This window comes from Streptomyces sp. NPDC002520, assembly GCF_053595235.1.
Map to the genome: position 1 here is coordinate 46,841 of NZ_JBSFXG010000036.1, position 15,148 is coordinate 61,988.

The window sequence follows — 15,148 nt, forward strand, 5'->3', positions numbered from 1 at the left end:
GGCTGCGGAACTGACTGATCTCCGCCGGCGTCATGACGTTCGTGACACAGGGTGGGAGCACGATGGGCGAGGAGCCGACATGGCCGGAGCTTCTGCTGACCTTTGCTGTCATGGGTGCCGTTCCGGTCGTCGTCGGAGGAGCGGTGCTGGTTTCGCTCGTCGGGCTGACGGTGTGGGTGACAGCGCCGCTGCGACGACGCGGGCGTTCACGCTCTGCCGACGGCTAGGCAGGGGCGTCGCGCTCAGCGCGCTCCCCAGCGGAGGATGCCTGTGGATGTGGAGTACGGCCAAGCAGGTCGTGGACCGTCCCTCGCCCGTCGACAGGCAAGACACCGTGCTGAGCAGCCTGCTCATGTGACAGCCGTCAGTCCAGCTCATTGTGGCCATCCTCCATTGGGGGCCACCACGCTACCCACGGTGCGGCACCAAGCCGTCGGGTCCGCTTCACACGGGTTCTGGCTCCGAACGACCTATGCCATTGCAACCAAAACAAGGCTTCCCACCCGTATTATCGCTGCGCCAGGACACCTCGCGGTCTCAAGCACACTTTGCCGGCCGCGACAACAGCCGGCCACAGTCGGCCACAGCTTCGAACCCGCTACGAATGGACGGAGAAGACGATGTCCGAAGGCACGGTAGCCGCCACCGAGTTGGCGTCGCATTACATCAGCCAGGTTGCGAGCGACCTCGATCGCAACGTCAAGGAGCAGGAGCGGATCACAGCGGAACTCACGGAACTGCAAGAGCAGTTGGCGACGCTGCAGCGCGACCACGCCGTGCTGGTGAGCATGCAGCAGGCGCTCGGTGTCGGATCTCCGGGTGCTGAGCCCGCGAGCGTGGCCGGCAGTGCTGTGCCCGCGCCGAGGAAGAAGACCAGGACGGAGACCGAAACACCTCGGCCGGAGAAGAAGGCCACCGCCAGGCAGCCCAAGGCCGGAAAGCAGCCCGCAAAGAAGAACGCGGGCAAGAAGGGGGCCACGAAGGCGACTCAGCCGACCCTCGTCCACCTCATCCACCTCCACCTCACCGAGCAGAAGGAACCCCGCTCCGCGGCGGAAGTCGCCGAAGCCCTCAGTGTTGCGCATCCTGACCGCACCATCGCGACCACCGTCGTACGCACCGGCCTCGAAACCCTCGTGGCCAAAAGCCTCGTCCAGCGAACCAGGCAGGGTCGATCCGTCTTCTACACCGCCACCCACACCCCGGTGCCGACACCGTCACCCGCAGCCGACGCCCAGCCCGAAACCACCGAATAGCCACGGCAGTTCGGGCCGGCAGGGCTCACCCGCCAGGCTTGCGAGCCTTGCTGGGGGTGGCCGCGTGTCAGGCGGACAGCAATTCTCGGAGCCGGGTGGTGTCGATGAGGTGGGCTCGGGACGGGAACACCTTGTCGACCAGCACCTGGTGAGTCGCGGGGTCGGGGTCGGCCACGCCGTCGGTCAGCACGAACACCCTGTAGTCGCGGTCGGCGGCGTCCATGAGTGTGGAAAGGACGACACCACTGGTACTGATACCGCTCAGCACCAACGTGTCGATGCCGCGGTCGCTCAGCTGCTGGTGGAGATCGGTGGTGGAGCCGGAGCCGTAGCGGATCTTGCGCACGACGATGTCGTCGTCCTCCGGCGCTATCCGCTGGCCGATCTGGGTGGCGGGATCCTCGTGGTGCAGCATCTTCGCCGCGGCGACGGCGGTGAAGCCCTTGTTGGTCTCCGGAACCGCTGCCCAGTCGTCCTCGGTGAAGGCGACGCGGACGTAGCCGATGGTCCCGCCGGCGGCACGGACGTCGGCGATGGCGCCCTTGACCCGTTCCACCAGCGCGTCGGCGTCGGTGGCGAGCGGGACGATCCCGTTCTGGAAGTCCATGGCCAGCAGGGCGGTCCGCTCCGGGAGGATCGTGGGGAGGGCGGGGGCGGGGGTGTTCACGCGGGGTTCCCCTTCGCTGGAGTTCTCGGTTCTCATATGCCGCCGTCGCTCAGGTCGGCGGCCGCGAGCCGCTCCAGCAGTTCGATGGCCTTCTCCATGTCCTCGCGTTCGTCCGGCGCGACGACCCGGTCGATGGCCCGGGCGAGGAAGGTGGCGCGTCCCGCGAGCAGGTTGTCGACCAGTTCGGTCGCGGAGGGGGCGGCACTCATCCGCTTCCTGCGGCCGTCCTGCGGGTCGGGCTCGCTGTGCACGAGCCCGGCGGCCTTGAGGACCGTGAGGCTCTGCGCGATGGCCGCGTTCCGCCAGGTTCCCCCTGGCCTCGTGCGCCGCTACCGCCGGGCGCACGCGGTCGGGGCGTTCACGCCCCCTGGGCTCGCGAGGGAGCGTCCACCGCTTCCACCGCTTCGACCAGCGAGGCCAGTTCGGGGTTCCTGGCCGCTTCGTCGAGTGCTTCGCGGAGAGCGGTGTCGTTGGTCGGCCGGGCTTCGGCGAGGAGTTTCAGGCCGGCTTCGGTGACGTTGGTGTAGATGCCGCGGCGGTCCGTCGGGCACAGGTACCGGGCGAGCAGGTTGCGGTCTTCCAGTCGCGTGACCAGGCGGGTCGTGGCGCTCTGACTGAGAACGACCGCGTCGGCGACCTGCTTCATCTGCAGATGCCCGCCTTCGTCGTCGTGCTGACGGCTGAGCACGTCGAGCAGTGAGTACTCCCGGACGCTCAGGTCGTGTTTGGACTGCAGGGCGCGCTCGATGTGCGCCTCGATCCTGCCGTGCAGGAGGGAGAGGGCACCCCATCCGTTGGCGAGGGCGGTGAGTGCGGGATCCGTGGCGGTCATGGGGTCCAGGTCTCCTTCCGGGTGCGACTGGATCTCAGGATACGCCAAGAAGTGAAATATTGCCTAGAGCACATATAGAGCTAGTGCAAGCATCTACTCGGACAGGCGGGTGCGGTCTGGCCGATGTTGCTGGTCGAACCCGTGACCAGCGCCGTCTTGTTCCGCAGTCGCTCACTCATGGCGTGATCTCCCTCGTCTCGCGATGTGCGGACAACAGTGCGCCCCGAAAAATGGACCAACAAGTCCAGACTGACGGTCTCGTCACCGTCCCAGGGGCCCGCGCCTCACTCCCTGGAATGGACCTCATGGTCCAGTACGGTGGAAGGGAGGAGGCGAGATGCCGGACACACTGACTGCGAAGGGCCGCGCCACGCGGGCCCGCATCATCGACGGGGCAGCCGAGGTGCTGCGCGAGAGGGGTGTCGCCTACGCGACGCTCGACGACATCCGCGCCCACACCAGCACGAGCAAGAGCCAGCTCTTCCACTACTTCCCCGACGGCAAGGACGAATTGCTGCTGGCTGTGGCCCAGTTCGAGGCGGACCGGGTCCTCGAGGACCAGCAGCCGCACCTCGGGCGTCTGGACTCCTGGGAGTCCTGGTACCGGTGGCGGGACTCCGTGGTGGAACGCTATGAACGCCAGGGCGACCACTGTCCGTTGGGATCCCTGTTCCTCCAGGTCGGCCGGGCCCGCCCCGGCGCCCGAGCGATCGTCACGCAGCTGATGCGCCAATGGCAGCAGCATCTCGCCGACGGCATGCGCGCCCTTCAGGCGAACGGCCTGGTGTCACCCTCCCTCGACGTGGACCGTACCGCCGCCGCACTGCTGGCCGGCATCCAGGGCGGCGTGACCATCATGATGTCCACCGGCGACTCGACCCACCTCAAGGCGGCACTCGACACCGGCATCGACCGTCTCCGCGCGTCGGCGGGCGAGCCGGCGGGGGCCTGACAGGGTCCGCCGGGGGATCGGCGGGCTTCCTGGTGTGGCGCGTGTCCGTCCTGGCCCGGCACGAAGTCACGATGCGGGGGCGCCCGGGGGACGGCGCAGCCCAGCGGTCATGTCGTACCGACGAAGGTTCACGGGTGAGGTGTTGGCGCCGGACGCCTTGCCGATGACGGTGAAAGCGAGGCCCTGCGGCCCGTCGGCCCGAGCCGCGGCGTCGCCGGGACGCACGCCTGCTGTACGGCACGGCGAGATCGCCTGGTCATGAGGCGTGCCCGACGGCTCGGGGTCCCCCACCGGCAGCCGGCTCAGACGACTCCGAGCAGTCCGTTGCCACCCAGCAGGGTGCTGTCGCTCTGAGCAAGGCCGACAGACGGAGCGGTGATCACGCGGCTGCCGCCGGCGGTGGGGCCGGTCTATCTGTCGATTCCCATGGACGACTGGAAGCGGCCCCTGTCCGGGTTCACCCGGGTGCGGACGCTGAGTGACCGCGTCGCCCCCGACACGGAGCGGCTGCGGGGCTTCGCCGAGCGCATCTCGGCCAGCCGGCGTCCCGCGCTGGCCTTCGGGCCGGAGGTGGACCGCGCAGGCGGCGGGATACGACGGCACGACGGCAGAACGGCAGAACGGCCACGTACCGGGTGCCTGGATCCTGGTCCACGTCAAGCCCCCGTCGAACCGGACAGGGTCGCCCGCGGCCGACGGCGGCCGGACATCGCGCTCACGTCACGCCGATCGGCCCTCGGCGCGTGGTGATGAGGACAGGGCGCCCGGCCGGGTCCGTGAGGACGCGCGCCCTGTCCCCATGACGTCAGGGGCGGCTGTCCACGCGGGATCCCCGTCGTGGAGGCGGAAGCCGCCGTGTACCCCCCGTGATCTCCGGGTGCGACGACGCTCAGGCAGCCGCCGGCCCGTCGGCCGGGTGGACGGACCGGGTCGGCCACTCGGCGGGGTGGTTCCGGACACCTGATGGATGTTGCGGCGGGCGGCTCACGGCAAAGCTGAAGTACATGAGTCACGACGTGGCAGCGACGGATTCATCCGCCCGCACCGTCCGGAGCCATGCGGGACCCAGAAGGAGGTCGGTCTCATGACGATCCACCTGACGTTCCTGTGCGCGCCCGGTGGCGACGCCACCCTCGACCCGTTCCTCGGCGACGCTCCCCTGAGTGAGCCCGGCCTGCGTGAGGCGAGTGCCGCGCGAGCGGCCCTCGATCTCCACGACCTCGCCGTCCGGGCGCCCTCGGGCCGCTGTTCGCAGACCGCGGACGCCCTCGGTCTGGCGGCGGCCGCCGAGCCCGAGCTACGTGACCTCGACCTCGGTACGTGGCACGGTCGCACCGTCGGCGACGTCGCCGTGGCCGACCCCGACGGGTTCACGGCCTGGCTCACCGACCCGGACGCCGCACCACATGGAGGCGAGTCCGTACGACGGCTCTGCCGCCGGACAGCGGACTGGCTGAACAGCAGGGCGTCCGGCACGGGCCACACCGTGGCCGTCACCGAAGCGGGGGTTGTCCGGGCCGCGCTCATCCACGCCATGGGCATACCGGCACGAGCCTTCTGGCACCTCGCTGTGCCGCCGCTGTCCCCGGTCTCGTTCATCTGGCGAGACGGGCACTGGGACGTCCGGCTCGAGAATTCCTCGCCCCAGGACGGCCAGCGCTGGATCCACACCGGCGATCAGGCACTCCGGTACGCCTCGATCGTGATCAGTCCCCGCCGGCCCGGCGACACACCGGGAAGCGGTCGGGTTCCCGGCGGCCGCTCGCGCGTCTCCTGACGCGTCCCGCTCAAACGGGTTCGGGTTGTGCTTCCGGTTGCCGCAATGGCGCGGCCTTCGGCTCCCACTGCCTGGTGGTCCATATGTAGGCGCAGACCACTGACGTCATCGCGAGAATGAGAAGTGGCCCGAACACCCACGGGTGTTCGGCCATCCTCATCGGCAGATAGCGATAGGCCAGCAGGAGCGCGGCGAAGACCGTCGCACCATGGGCGAGGAGCCGTATTCCCGCCCGGTCCCAGCCGCGTACCTGCGAGCGCAGCGCCGCCTCGATCGTGAGTGTGAACACGACGCCCGCAACGAGGTCCACGCCGTAGTGGTAGCCGAAGCCGAGGGTCGCGCCGAGCGTGGCGATCAGCCAGAAGGTGCCTGCGAATCGCAGAACGCGTGGGGCCTGACGGGAATGGATGAAGATCGAGGTGGCCCACGCCGTGTGCAGGCTGGGCATGCAATTGCGGGGGGTGACCAGGTCGAAGGGCATGGGGTGCGGGCCGGCGACCGGCGGCGGAGTGTCCGGCCACAGGTCGGCCACCGCCCAGTGCGCGCCGTCGGCGCCGTAGGCGAAGATCGGTCCGACCACCGGGAAGATCATGTAGATGCCCGGGCCGAGCAGGCCTATCACCAGGAAGGTGCGCACCAGATGGTGGCGCGGGAAGCGGCGCTCGGCCGCCACGTCGCGCAGCTGGTACAGCGTGACGATGACGGCGGCCACCGCGAGCTGGATGTAGACGTAGTCGAGAACATGGGCACTGATCGGACCGGAGGCCCTGACGATCCGGCCCGCCAGCCACGACGGACTGCCCAGCGCGTGATCGGCGAGGGCCACGTACTGGTCGAGCACCGCCGGGCGGGTCTTCGAGGTGATGAGCAGCCAGGCGTCGCCCGTCTTACGGCCTGCCACGAGCAGCAGGGCGAGTCCGACGCCCTTCAGCAGCAGGATGCGTTCCTGACCCGTGCGGCGCGTGACGGCGATGACCCCGTATCCCAGAATCACCCACAACGCGCCGTTTCCGAAGGGGTGGCCGCCCTCGGTCGTCCTGGCATCGACCGCCCAGCGGACGAGAAAGAGGACGGCGTCGATACCGACGGCGACACCAGCCGCGACAAACCGTTCCCGCCAGGTGAGCACCACCATCATCAGCGCCATACTCGCGTACAGCAACGGCCCCGATTTGGGCGGGAATATCACCTCTTTCACCTGGTTGGCGATCGGCCCCGGCAGGCCGTAGTGACGCGAGGCGATCTCCAGCGCGATGAGGAATCCGAGGACGACCACACCCGCCGTGGCCCACAGCATCGTCCGTGGTCGAGCCCACGCGACGGACTTCATTCTGTGGTTAATTCGCGAGAGCACCCGCGACGCTATAGGTATCAATTGTTTGGCCGATTTGTCAGTTGTTGGTCGAATAGGTCACCCTTCACGCCGGAAAGCAAGCTTTTCCGGCGAAGAGCAGGCGATAAGGGCGTCGCCATGAGGTCGATCATGGTAACCGAGCGGTGCGGGTGGAATCGCTGGTGCCGGGTGACCCGAAATACGGCGTGCCTCCGGGCATCGGGATGACGCTCTCACTGAAAGCGCGTGAACCGGCCTTCAGACGTGGCCGAGGAGCCGATGCAGCGGCCGGGGAACGCGGTCGAGGTCCAGGTGCGCGACCAGCGCCCGCGCGTACAGGGCCTTACGACCGCTGTGCGTGCCCATGAAGCGCCGCAACTGGTGCTCCACGGGCCGTTCCCGCTGCGCCGGCTGCCCCTGCAAGGTCCGGAAGGGGCGCATCTCGCCCTGGGCCTCGATCACCCGCTGCACGGCCTCGGCCCCCAGGGCGCGGATCAGCTCGTCCTCCAGGTCGGCGACGCACACCTGGAACCCGAGCGCCTCCAGTCCGGCCTGCGTGAGACCCGACCCGAGCCCGACCCGCTCCAGATGCCGCCGGAAATGGCGCTCCTCGCCTATGTCGCAGAGACCGGCCAGCGGGAGGCCGAGCCCCGCGGGACCGCACACGTCCAGGAAGCGCCCGATGTTCGTCGCGCCTCCGAGCGGTACGACCGCGACGCCCTCCGCGTCGAGGTCGCGGCCGTAGCGTGTGGCCAGCGCCCAGAGCGCGACCTGATCGCTGTTCCCCTCGACGAGCACGATCGTCCGCACACCGTCACCGGCCAGCTCGCGCGCCTTCGCGGCGGCCGCGTCCGCCCCCGTTCCGCCGGCCGCCCACATACTCAGCGCCAGGCGGAATCGCCTCAACTCGTCCACGAGACCTCGCTTCCCGGCGCATCGTGGCACGGCCGGAACCCCGTACGCATCCGCGTTTTTCGTCCGCGCACGCTGACAGGCGCCCGCGGTGCCCGGTTCGGCGCGGCGCGGCCGGACGGGCCGGGTGGTCCGGAGGCCGACTACAGGCGGACGACGACCAGGGCGATGTCGTCTCCTCCGCCGTCGGCCACGCCGAGGCGGGTGAGCAGGGTGTCGGCCAAGTTGTCAGGGCTCAGGCAGGCGTGCCGCAGGAGGGCGTCGGCGAGACGGTCCAGGCCGACGTCGATGTCCTCGCCGCGGCGTTCGACGAGTCCGTCGGTGTAGAGGATCAGGGTGTCGCCCGGCGTGTAGGACACCGTGGCCTGAGGGCGCGTGCTCCGGTCGGTGGGGACACCCAGCGGCGGATCGGTGGCCTGGTCGAGAAGGGCGACCGTGCCGTCCGTCCGGGCCAGCATGGGCGGCAGGTGACCGGCGCTGGTGTAGGTGATGCGCTGCTGACGTGTGTCGATGACCGCTTTCACGGCAGTCGTGGCCAGAGCGCCCTCGCAGGTCTGGGCGAAGCCGCTCAGGACGTCCATCGCTCTGCCGGGCTCCTCGGTGGCCCGGATGGCGGCGGACAGGGTGCTGTGGAGCATGCCCATGACGGCGGCGGCCTCCAGGCCGTGACCGACCACGTCGCCGACCCCGACGGTGAACCTGTCCTCGGAAAGGACCACGACGTCGTACCAGTCGCCGCAGACGTTGAGCGATCGGGCGGCAGGCATGTAGCGCACGGCGATGTCGCCGCGCCCGGCCAGGTCCGGTGCGTGCAGCATGGCCTCTTGGAGGGTGAGGGCGGTCCGGCGCTCCCGGTCGTGGGCTTCGCGGAGCTCCTCGTTGAGGCGCTGGAGTTCCTGCGCCCGCGCATAGAGCTCGGCCTCCATCGCGGCCCGCTCGCCGCCAGGATCCTCCGGCCGCGTCTGCAAGGGGCCGCTCAGCACGAACTCGGTCATGTCCTCCACGCGGTGGATGATCCACGCGACCTCTCCGTCCGGTCCGAGGACGGGCGTGTTGATCGGCGACCACCACTTCACCTGGAACACTCCCGGACTGCCCGACACCGGGACGTCGTACTTCTGGACCGCCATCGTGTCCGGTTTCCCCGAGTCCAGAACCCGCCGCAGGGAGGCGCTCAGGTTGCGGACCCCGTCGGCGTCGGGGTCCGCCGGATTGTCGGGATGGACGTCGAAGAGGTACCGGCCGATCAGCTCGTCCCGGGTCCGGCCCGTCGCCCGCAGGTACGCCTCGTTGACCTCGACCATCACCAGGCCGGGGTCCAGCACCAGGTAGGGGCTGGGCGTCACGGAGAACAGGGCCCGGTAATCGATCCGCGGTGTGGTCACATGCGGTCTCCCGCCCCGCCGCACGGGTCTCATGTCAGAAAGTATGCGTCCGGGCGTGAACCGCGGCTTGTCGGCCCGCCCGCGACGAGCGCTCCGGAAGACCGCGGACAGCGTGCCCTCGCGCTTCGGGCCGGTGGCCCTTCCGGAACCGAGGTCGCACAGCGCGCCGACCGGACGTGCGGCCACCGGGGCCGTGCCCCGCGAGCCTCGCCCTCGGCGCCTGCGGCACCGCCGAGCGGGCCACGGAGCCCCGATTGGCCCGCGACCTGGGGCTGTCGTGCCTGAGAGCCTGCTCCTCCGGTCCGTACTTCGAGGAGTCGCCGTGCAGGTAGCCGTGGTCACTTTCGACGGGTTCAACGAGCTCGACAGTTTCATCGCCTCGGCGCTGATCAACCGGTGCCGGCGGGATGGTCTGGAGGCTTTCATCACTACGCCGACGCCGGTGGTCACGTCGATGAACGGCGTCGGGGTGACCGGGCAGCGCCCGATGGAGTTCGTGACCGAAGCCGATGTCGTGCTGATCGGCAGCGGCGTGAAGGCGCGCGAAGTGGTCGCCGACGACCAGCTGGTCTCCAGGCTGCTGCTCGACCCGTCACGACAACTGATCGGTGCGCAGTGTTCCGGTGCACTGGTGCTTGCCCGGCTCGGGCTGCTGGAGGGCATGCCCGCCTGCACGGACATGAAGACCCGGCCGTTCGTCGAAGCCCGCGGCATCACCGTGCTGGACGCGCCGTTCCACGCCGAGGGGAACATCGCCACGGCAGGCGGCTGCCTGGCCTCTCAGTACCTCGCGAGCTGGGTGATCTCCCGAACGGTCGGGGAGGACGCGGTGCGGGACGTCATCGGTTACGTGGCTCCCGTGGGCGAGAACCAGGAGACGGTCGAGCGCAACTTGCGTGCCGTCCACGCGGGCGAGGTCGCGCTGGGCTGACGCTTGTGGCGGGAACGGGCCGACACCGCGTGGGGGGGGCGGGAGGCGTCGAGCCTCGGACGGGGCGGCGCTCGGGCCGGGTGATCTGCCCGGCCCGAGCCTCAGAGCAGCCACTGACCGTCACGCATCAGCTCGCGACCGGGCAGGTCCGTCTCCTCGCGCCAGGCCTGGATGCGGCGTGGGGTGACGCGGAACCAGCGGTACGGCGTCACCGGTGTGCGTGGGTCGAAGCCGGTACGTGCGGCGAACCGGTCGCCCTCCCGCTGCGACAGCTCGCCGATCTCGAGGACTTCGACGTCGCCTTCGATCATGATCACGTCGCGGGTCTGTCCCAGCCCGAGCCGCGTGGTCCGGGTGGTGGCCAGGTTCCTGCCGGTCCGGCTGGACGCCGGAGTGGCCAACAGCAGTGCCTTGCCGTCCCAGTCGAACGACAGCGGGACCAGGTAGGGCGCGCCGTCCGGCGAAGCGGTGGCCACCCAGATGTCGACGTCGTGGGTGAGCCGGTGCTCGGTGTCGCGGCGGCGCCGGGCGCGGGAGCGGGGTTCGGTGTTCATCGGTCCTCCAGCAGTCCGAGGAGGTTGCCGTCGGGGTCGACGAGGGTGGCCACCAGGCGGCCGCCGCCGACGTCGTGGACGGGCTCCTTGACGGTCGCGCCCGCGGCGGTCACCTCGGCCACCTTCGTCTCGATGTCAGTCACGTGCCAGTAGGCCAACGAGGAGGTCAGGTCCTGCGGACCGCCGCCCGGCAGCAGCCCGATGTGCTGGCCGGCGGCCTCGAAGCCGGCGTAGTACGGCTCGTCGGTCTGCGGCGCGACGCCGAGCAGGGCGGCGTACACCGCCTTGGCCGCCGCCAGGTCGGACACGGGGTGCAGCACGGTCTTCATCCCGTGCGCGGCGAAACCGGTCATGGTGGCTCCTGTGGGGTCGTGGGTCGATCGTCCCGGCGCTTCCTGTCGGGCTTACCGGTGTCGATCGCTGTGGTCACAGGCTCTCCCGACAGGGGTGCGGGCCGCCTCCGTGCCGACCACGGAAAGGGCCACGGAAAAGGCTACGGATAATGAGCCGGTGTCCACTCCAGTGATCTCTGCTCGGGAAGCCGAAGTTCTCGCGCTGCTCGGGGAACACCTCAGCAACGCGGAGATAGCCGCGCGGCTGTTCATCTCGGTGCGCACGGTCGAGTCGCACGTCTCCTCGCTGTTGCGCAAGCTGGAGTTGCCGGATCGGCGGGCGCTGTCGCGGCGGGCTGCCGCGTCGGCCCGCCCCTCGGAGTCCGGCACCGCGAAGTCCGGTCCGGCACCCGCGCTCCGGGCGCCGCTGACGGCGTTCGTCGGCCGGGCGCGTGAGCGTGGGGAGTTGGCCGCGGCAGTGAAGGCGCACCGGCAGGTGACGGCGGTGGGTCCGGGTGGGGTGGGCAAGACACGGCTCGCCCTCGCGGTGGCGGCGGAGTCGGCCCGTGAGTTCGCCGACGGCGCGTGGTTCGTCGACCTGGTCCCGGTGACCGATCCGGAGCGGGTGGGGGCCGCTGTCGCGGCAGCCCTCGGTGTGGGAGAGCAGCCCGGCAGCAGCGTCGACGGCGCGGTGGCGGCCGCGCTGGCGGACCGTGAGGCACTGCTGGTGCTGGACAACTGCGAGCAAATACGTGACGGGGTGGGGCCGTTCGTGGAGCGGCTGCTGGTGGCCTGCCCGCGGTTGCGGGTGCTCGCGACGAGCCGGGCCCGGCTGATGGTGCCGTTCGAGTGGGTCTTCCAGGTCCCGCCGCTGTCGCGGGCCGGAGGCGCCGATTCGGACGCGGTGGCCCTGTTCATGGAGCGGGCCGCTGCGGTGGGCCGGGCACCGGATCCGGCCGTACGCAGGCAGGTCGCTGGTCTGTGCGAGCAACTCGACGGGATGGCGCTGGCGATCGAGCTGGCAGCGGCGCGCTGGCCCACCCTGGGACTTGACGGCCTCTCGGCCGGTCTGGGCGACCAGTTGCGGATCCTGGCCGGCGGCCCGCGCGTCGACGGCAGGCACCGGTCGGTACGGGCGGTCCTCGACTGGAGCCACGGGCTGCTGGAGTCGCAGGACCGGGCGCTGCTGCGGCGGGCGTCGGTGTTCGTCCTGCCGTTCACCGCTCAGGCGGCGGCCGAGGTGACCGCCTTCGCTCCATTGGATACATCGGCGGTCACCGATGGGCTGGGCAGGCTTGCCGAGCAGAGCCTGCTCGTCGTAACGGACTCCGGGACCGGCACCCGTTATCAGGCGCTGGAGACGGTCCGTCAGTACGGGGCGGAACAGCTCGCCGATGCCGGTGAGTCGGACGATGTCCGATCGCGCCATCTGGAGTGGTGTCTGGCCGGCGCGACCCGGCTCACGGAGGCTGGGGGCGACGACTGGCGGGCGCGGTTCGACGCGATCACGGAGGATCTCCGGGCCGCCCTCGCCTGGGCGGCCGACCAGCCGGCGCGGCGCGCGGACGCCCACCGACTCGCCCTGCTGGTGGCGGAGTTGGCCTTCGACCGCAACCTGCTCGGCGAGGCCCAGCACCGGTTCGAGCAGGCGGCCCGGCTCGCCGGGGACGGCGCCGGTGCCGATGCGCTTCGGCACGCGGCCGGGGTGGCCGGCTGCCGCAGACTCGGCGACGACATGTTCCGTCTGCACCAAGCCGCCGCCCGAGCCTCCCTCCGCGCCGGGGACAAGGCCGGAGCCTGCCGCGACCTGGCTGCCGCGGCCACCGTCGCGTACCGCTTCTCCAGCACGTTCACGCGGATTCGGCCCGTGGACGAGGTGAGCGCCCTGCTCGCCGAGGCTCGCGAGCTGTCCCCCGAGGGCGATGCGGCTGCCGAGGCGGCTGTCGTGCTGGCCGAGGCGGCGGTGATCGCGGACGCGTTCGGCGCGGTGCAGGCGGACGTGGACAACACCGCGCATGAGACCGTCACTTGCGCCGACCGGGCTGTGGAGTTCGCCCGCCGCGCGGGCGACCCGGTGGCCGAGTCCGCCGCCCTCGACGCGCTCTCGGGCGCCCGGAGTTGGGCCGGTGACCCCTTCGGCGCCGCGAGCGCGGCCCGGCGCCGCATCGAAGTCCTGGCTGCGGTACCGAACACCCCCGCCGGTACGCATGAACTCGTGGACTCGCTCGCCATGGCCGCCGGAAACGCCCTCGGTGTGGGGGAGCTGACACAGGCCCGCCTGTGGAGCAGGCAGCTCGCCGACCATCCCCTCCTGGCCGAGGCGGCGCACCACGCCACGTCCTGGCTCCTGGTCACGGAGGCGTTCGCCGGTGATGCCGCCGAGGTGCTCGCGGGCAGCGCCGGGTTCCTCGGCGCGTGGGAACAGAGCGGCCGCCAACGGTCGTTCGCGCTCGGCCCGGCCGCCGCGTCGGTCGCGATGGTCCATGGCCTGCGCGGCGACCACGACGCCCGTGCGGCCTGGCTCGCGATCGCCGAGCAGGCGGGCCCCGACCAGGACCACCGCCAGGGCTACGGCGCGGTCTTCGACGCCATGGTCCTGCTCCACCACGGGGACGCGGACGGCGCCCTGGCGCGGCTGGCGCCGGAGCCGGATCAGGTGTGGAAGTGGGTCTGCTGGGTCTGGCTGCACTGGTACGTGGCGCTCCGGGCGGAGGCGTCGGTACTCGCCGGACACCCGGCCGCCCGGGAGCGGGTCGACGCCGCTCGCGGCATGGTCGCGGGGAACCCGGTCGCCTCCGCGCAGGTGGACCGGGCGCGGGCGCTGCTGGACGGCGACCTGCCCCGGCAACTCGCCACCGCAGCCGCGTTCGAGGCTGCCGGCTGCCGCTACCAGGCGGCGCGCACGCGCCTGCTCGCCGGGAACGACCATGGTGCCGCCGGCACCGCAGCCCTCGCCCGGCTCGGCCTCGCGCCCGTGGGCATCGGGTAGCCCCGGCACACGGCGCCCGCTACGGCGAACAGCTCGCGCCGGGGGCGCCGGCGGGGCCCGCCTCTCCCCCGCCCGCCGCTCCCCGCCTGTCTCTCCCCCGCCGGCCTGGCGCACCCGTCCGCTCACCGGGCGGGTGCACGCCTCAGCTCACCGCCCGCTTCACCAGTGCCGCGATCCGCTCCTCCACCTCGGCCGTCACCTCGGTCAGCGCGAAACCGGCCGCCCACATCGGGCCGTCGTCGAGCTTCGCCTGGTCACTGAAGCCGAGCGTCGCGTACCGCGCCTTGAACTTCTCCGCGCTCTGGAAGAAGCAGACGACCTTGCCGTCCAGCGCGTAGGCGGGCATCCCGTACCAGAGCTTCGGTGCGAGGACCGGGGCGACGTCCGTGACGACGGCATGGACGCGCTCCGCCATGACCCGGTCCGAGTCCTGCATCTCGGCGATCTTCGCGAGTACGTCCTGTTCCGCCTGCGCCGCCTTGTCCGCGCGCGAGCTGCGACGCGCGGCCTTCTTCAGCTCCTGGGCGTGGTCCTTCATCGCCGCCCGCTCCTCGGCCGTGAATCCCTCGAACGTGCTGGTCCCGGTGCTGGTCATCATCACTCACCCCTGTAGACATGCGTCGCGATCCGCCCAGCCTGCTGTGCCTGGCGCGATCACCGTGGTCACAGTCTCATTCACCTCGCCCACGGACCGCTTCCGTGCTCACCACGGAATCGACCACGGGCAGGAAGCCCGCTGACCGTGCGTCACCTGCTGCCGAACCGTCGCCCGCCTCAGTGCGTCACACCGGGACGACGGCAACTCCAGCCTGCCGCCGCGCCCGCCAGGAGCGGTGCACTGATGAGTCCCAAGGCCAGAAGGCCCATGAAGAAGAGAGCTCCCGCCGCGTCCGACGAATGGACGTCGGGATCGCTGAACACCGTGAAGTCGAGAATCCACAGCGCCGGCCCCACCACGCCACACACGGCTACTGCCCAGCAGGCGTTCGCCCGCCCGAGATACACCCCCAACAACGAGGAAGGTACGACGCTGCAGAGCAGCATGCTGAGGATGACGGTCACGCCGGTCAGGTCCACCATCCCTACGGCGGTCGGCAGCCAGGGGCCGGCGGCAATCACTGCCGCCCACACCAGCACCAGGAATGCCGGGACAAGCTCGGCGAAGCCCCCTACGGCTGCCTGTCTTTGATGCCCTGCTGTGCGCCTCATCCTCGCCCTCCCCGAGCAG

15 protein-coding genes and 1 pseudogene are annotated in these 15,148 nt (G+C 70.7%); 6 read left to right on the forward strand and 10 right to left on the reverse strand.

The window, feature by feature from the left end:
* The first annotated feature begins 62 nt into the window (after positions 1-62).
* Both ACWD5D_RS35160 and ACWD5D_RS35165 read left to right on the forward strand, forming a co-directional pair.
* A complete protein-coding gene (locus ACWD5D_RS35160; RefSeq protein WP_451376870.1) occupies positions 63-227 on the forward strand; it encodes a hypothetical protein in 165 nt (54 codons plus the stop codon).
* A 393-nt stretch (positions 228-620) separates the two neighbouring features.
* Entirely contained in the window at positions 621-1,256 is a 636-nt protein-coding gene (locus tag ACWD5D_RS35165) for a BlaI/MecI/CopY family transcriptional regulator (protein WP_451376871.1), read from the forward strand.
* A gap of 67 nt (positions 1,257-1,323) precedes the next feature.
* Here ACWD5D_RS35165 and ACWD5D_RS35170 read toward each other — a convergent pair whose 3' ends face one another.
* The 3 genes and pseudogenes from ACWD5D_RS35170 to ACWD5D_RS35180 form a co-directional block, all read right to left on the reverse strand.
* On the reverse strand, positions 1,324-1,923 hold the full coding sequence (locus ACWD5D_RS35170; RefSeq protein ID WP_451376872.1) for a cysteine hydrolase family protein: 600 nt from the start codon (positions 1,921-1,923) through the stop codon (positions 1,324-1,326).
* A 32-nt stretch (positions 1,924-1,955) separates the two neighbouring features.
* Positions 1,956-2,216: pseudogene (locus ACWD5D_RS35175) on the reverse strand (MarR family winged helix-turn-helix transcriptional regulator); the annotation flags it as partial.
* Between the two features lie 65 nt (positions 2,217-2,281).
* A complete protein-coding gene (locus ACWD5D_RS35180) occupies positions 2,282-2,755 on the reverse strand; it encodes a MarR family winged helix-turn-helix transcriptional regulator (protein ID WP_451376873.1) in 474 nt (157 codons plus the stop codon).
* A gap of 337 nt (positions 2,756-3,092) precedes the next feature.
* Here ACWD5D_RS35180 and ACWD5D_RS35185 point away from each other — a divergent pair, with 337 nt between their 5' ends.
* Together ACWD5D_RS35185 and ACWD5D_RS35190 are read left to right on the forward strand one after the other, a co-directional pair.
* Positions 3,093-3,707 carry a TetR/AcrR family transcriptional regulator gene (locus tag ACWD5D_RS35185; RefSeq protein ID WP_451376874.1) on the forward strand — a complete coding sequence of 205 codons (615 nt, stop codon included), beginning with the start codon at positions 3,093-3,095 and terminating at the stop codon, positions 3,705-3,707.
* A 1,084-nt stretch (positions 3,708-4,791) separates the two neighbouring features.
* Positions 4,792-5,484 (forward strand): histidine phosphatase family protein, encoded by a 693-nt coding sequence (locus ACWD5D_RS35190; RefSeq protein ID WP_451376875.1) that lies wholly within the window; start codon positions 4,792-4,794, stop codon positions 5,482-5,484.
* A 10-nt stretch (positions 5,485-5,494) separates the two neighbouring features.
* On the opposite strand, the gene ACWD5D_RS35195 is transcribed toward ACWD5D_RS35190, so the two are convergent.
* From ACWD5D_RS35195 to ACWD5D_RS35205, 3 genes are all read right to left on the reverse strand, one after another.
* On the reverse strand, positions 5,495-6,814 hold the full coding sequence (locus tag ACWD5D_RS35195) for a phosphatase PAP2 family protein (protein WP_451376876.1): 1,320 nt from the start codon (positions 6,812-6,814) through the stop codon (positions 5,495-5,497).
* A gap of 261 nt (positions 6,815-7,075) precedes the next feature.
* The gene (locus ACWD5D_RS35200; RefSeq protein WP_451376877.1) at positions 7,076-7,732 is read right to left on the reverse strand and encodes a TOPRIM nucleotidyl transferase/hydrolase domain-containing protein; all 657 of its coding nucleotides are present in this window, start codon (positions 7,730-7,732) and stop codon (positions 7,076-7,078) included.
* A 140-nt stretch (positions 7,733-7,872) separates the two neighbouring features.
* A complete protein-coding gene (locus tag ACWD5D_RS35205) occupies positions 7,873-9,114 on the reverse strand; it encodes a PP2C family protein-serine/threonine phosphatase (protein ID WP_451376878.1) in 1,242 nt (413 codons plus the stop codon).
* Positions 9,115-9,436: 322 nt separating this feature from the next.
* Here ACWD5D_RS35205 and ACWD5D_RS35210 point away from each other — a divergent pair, with 322 nt between their 5' ends.
* Entirely contained in the window at positions 9,437-10,045 is a 609-nt protein-coding gene (locus tag ACWD5D_RS35210; protein ID WP_451376879.1) for a DJ-1/PfpI family protein, read from the forward strand.
* Between the two features lie 101 nt (positions 10,046-10,146).
* Here ACWD5D_RS35210 and ACWD5D_RS35215 read toward each other — a convergent pair whose 3' ends face one another.
* On the reverse strand, positions 10,147-10,599 hold the full coding sequence (locus ACWD5D_RS35215; protein WP_451376880.1) for a pyridoxamine 5'-phosphate oxidase family protein: 453 nt from the start codon (positions 10,597-10,599) through the stop codon (positions 10,147-10,149).
* Positions 10,596-10,952 (reverse strand): VOC family protein, encoded by a 357-nt coding sequence (locus tag ACWD5D_RS35220; protein ID WP_451376881.1) that lies wholly within the window; start codon positions 10,950-10,952, stop codon positions 10,596-10,598. The genes ACWD5D_RS35215 and ACWD5D_RS35220 overlap by 4 nt, the downstream gene beginning before the upstream one ends.
* A gap of 157 nt (positions 10,953-11,109) precedes the next feature.
* On the opposite strand from ACWD5D_RS35220, the gene ACWD5D_RS35225 reads away from it, so the two are divergent.
* Positions 11,110-13,920, forward strand: coding sequence for an ATP-binding protein (locus ACWD5D_RS35225; RefSeq protein WP_451376882.1), 2,811 nt, complete (start codon positions 11,110-11,112; stop codon positions 13,918-13,920).
* Positions 13,921-14,062: 142 nt separating this feature from the next.
* On the opposite strand, the gene ACWD5D_RS35230 is transcribed toward ACWD5D_RS35225, so the two are convergent.
* Together ACWD5D_RS35230 and ACWD5D_RS35235 are read right to left on the reverse strand one after the other, a co-directional pair.
* A complete protein-coding gene (locus ACWD5D_RS35230) occupies positions 14,063-14,515 on the reverse strand; it encodes an iron chaperone (protein ID WP_451376912.1) in 453 nt (150 codons plus the stop codon).
* A 179-nt stretch (positions 14,516-14,694) separates the two neighbouring features.
* Entirely contained in the window at positions 14,695-15,129 is a 435-nt protein-coding gene (locus ACWD5D_RS35235) for a hypothetical protein (RefSeq protein ID WP_451376883.1), read from the reverse strand.
* Positions 15,130-15,148: the final 19 nt, after the last annotated feature.

Bases quoted from the DNA above. Each gene is read 5' to 3' on its own strand.
- ACWD5D_RS35160 (WP_451376870.1), top strand. From the start codon at position 63: ATGGGCGAGGAGCCGACATGGCCGGAGCTTCTGCTGACCTTTGCTGTC.
- ACWD5D_RS35165 (WP_451376871.1), top strand. From the start codon at position 621: ATGTCCGAAGGCACGGTAGCCGCCACCGAGTTGGCGTCGCATTACATC.
- ACWD5D_RS35180 (WP_451376873.1), bottom strand. From the start codon at position 2,755: ATGACCGCCACGGATCCCGCACTCACCGCCCTCGCCAACGGATGGGGT.
- ACWD5D_RS35185 (WP_451376874.1), top strand. From the start codon at position 3,093: ATGCCGGACACACTGACTGCGAAGGGCCGCGCCACGCGGGCCCGCATC.
- ACWD5D_RS35190 (WP_451376875.1), top strand. From the start codon at position 4,792: ATGACGATCCACCTGACGTTCCTGTGCGCGCCCGGTGGCGACGCCACC.
- ACWD5D_RS35195 (WP_451376876.1), bottom strand. From the start codon at position 6,814: ATGAAGTCCGTCGCGTGGGCTCGACCACGGACGATGCTGTGGGCCACG.
- ACWD5D_RS35215 (WP_451376880.1), bottom strand. From the start codon at position 10,599: ATGAACACCGAACCCCGCTCCCGCGCCCGGCGCCGCCGCGACACCGAG.
- ACWD5D_RS35220 (WP_451376881.1), bottom strand. From the start codon at position 10,952: ATGACCGGTTTCGCCGCGCACGGGATGAAGACCGTGCTGCACCCCGTG.
- ACWD5D_RS35230 (WP_451376912.1), bottom strand. From the start codon at position 14,515: ATGACCAGCACCGGGACCAGCACGTTCGAGGGATTCACGGCCGAGGAG.
- ACWD5D_RS35235 (WP_451376883.1), bottom strand. From the start codon at position 15,129: ATGAGGCGCACAGCAGGGCATCAAAGACAGGCAGCCGTAGGGGGCTTC.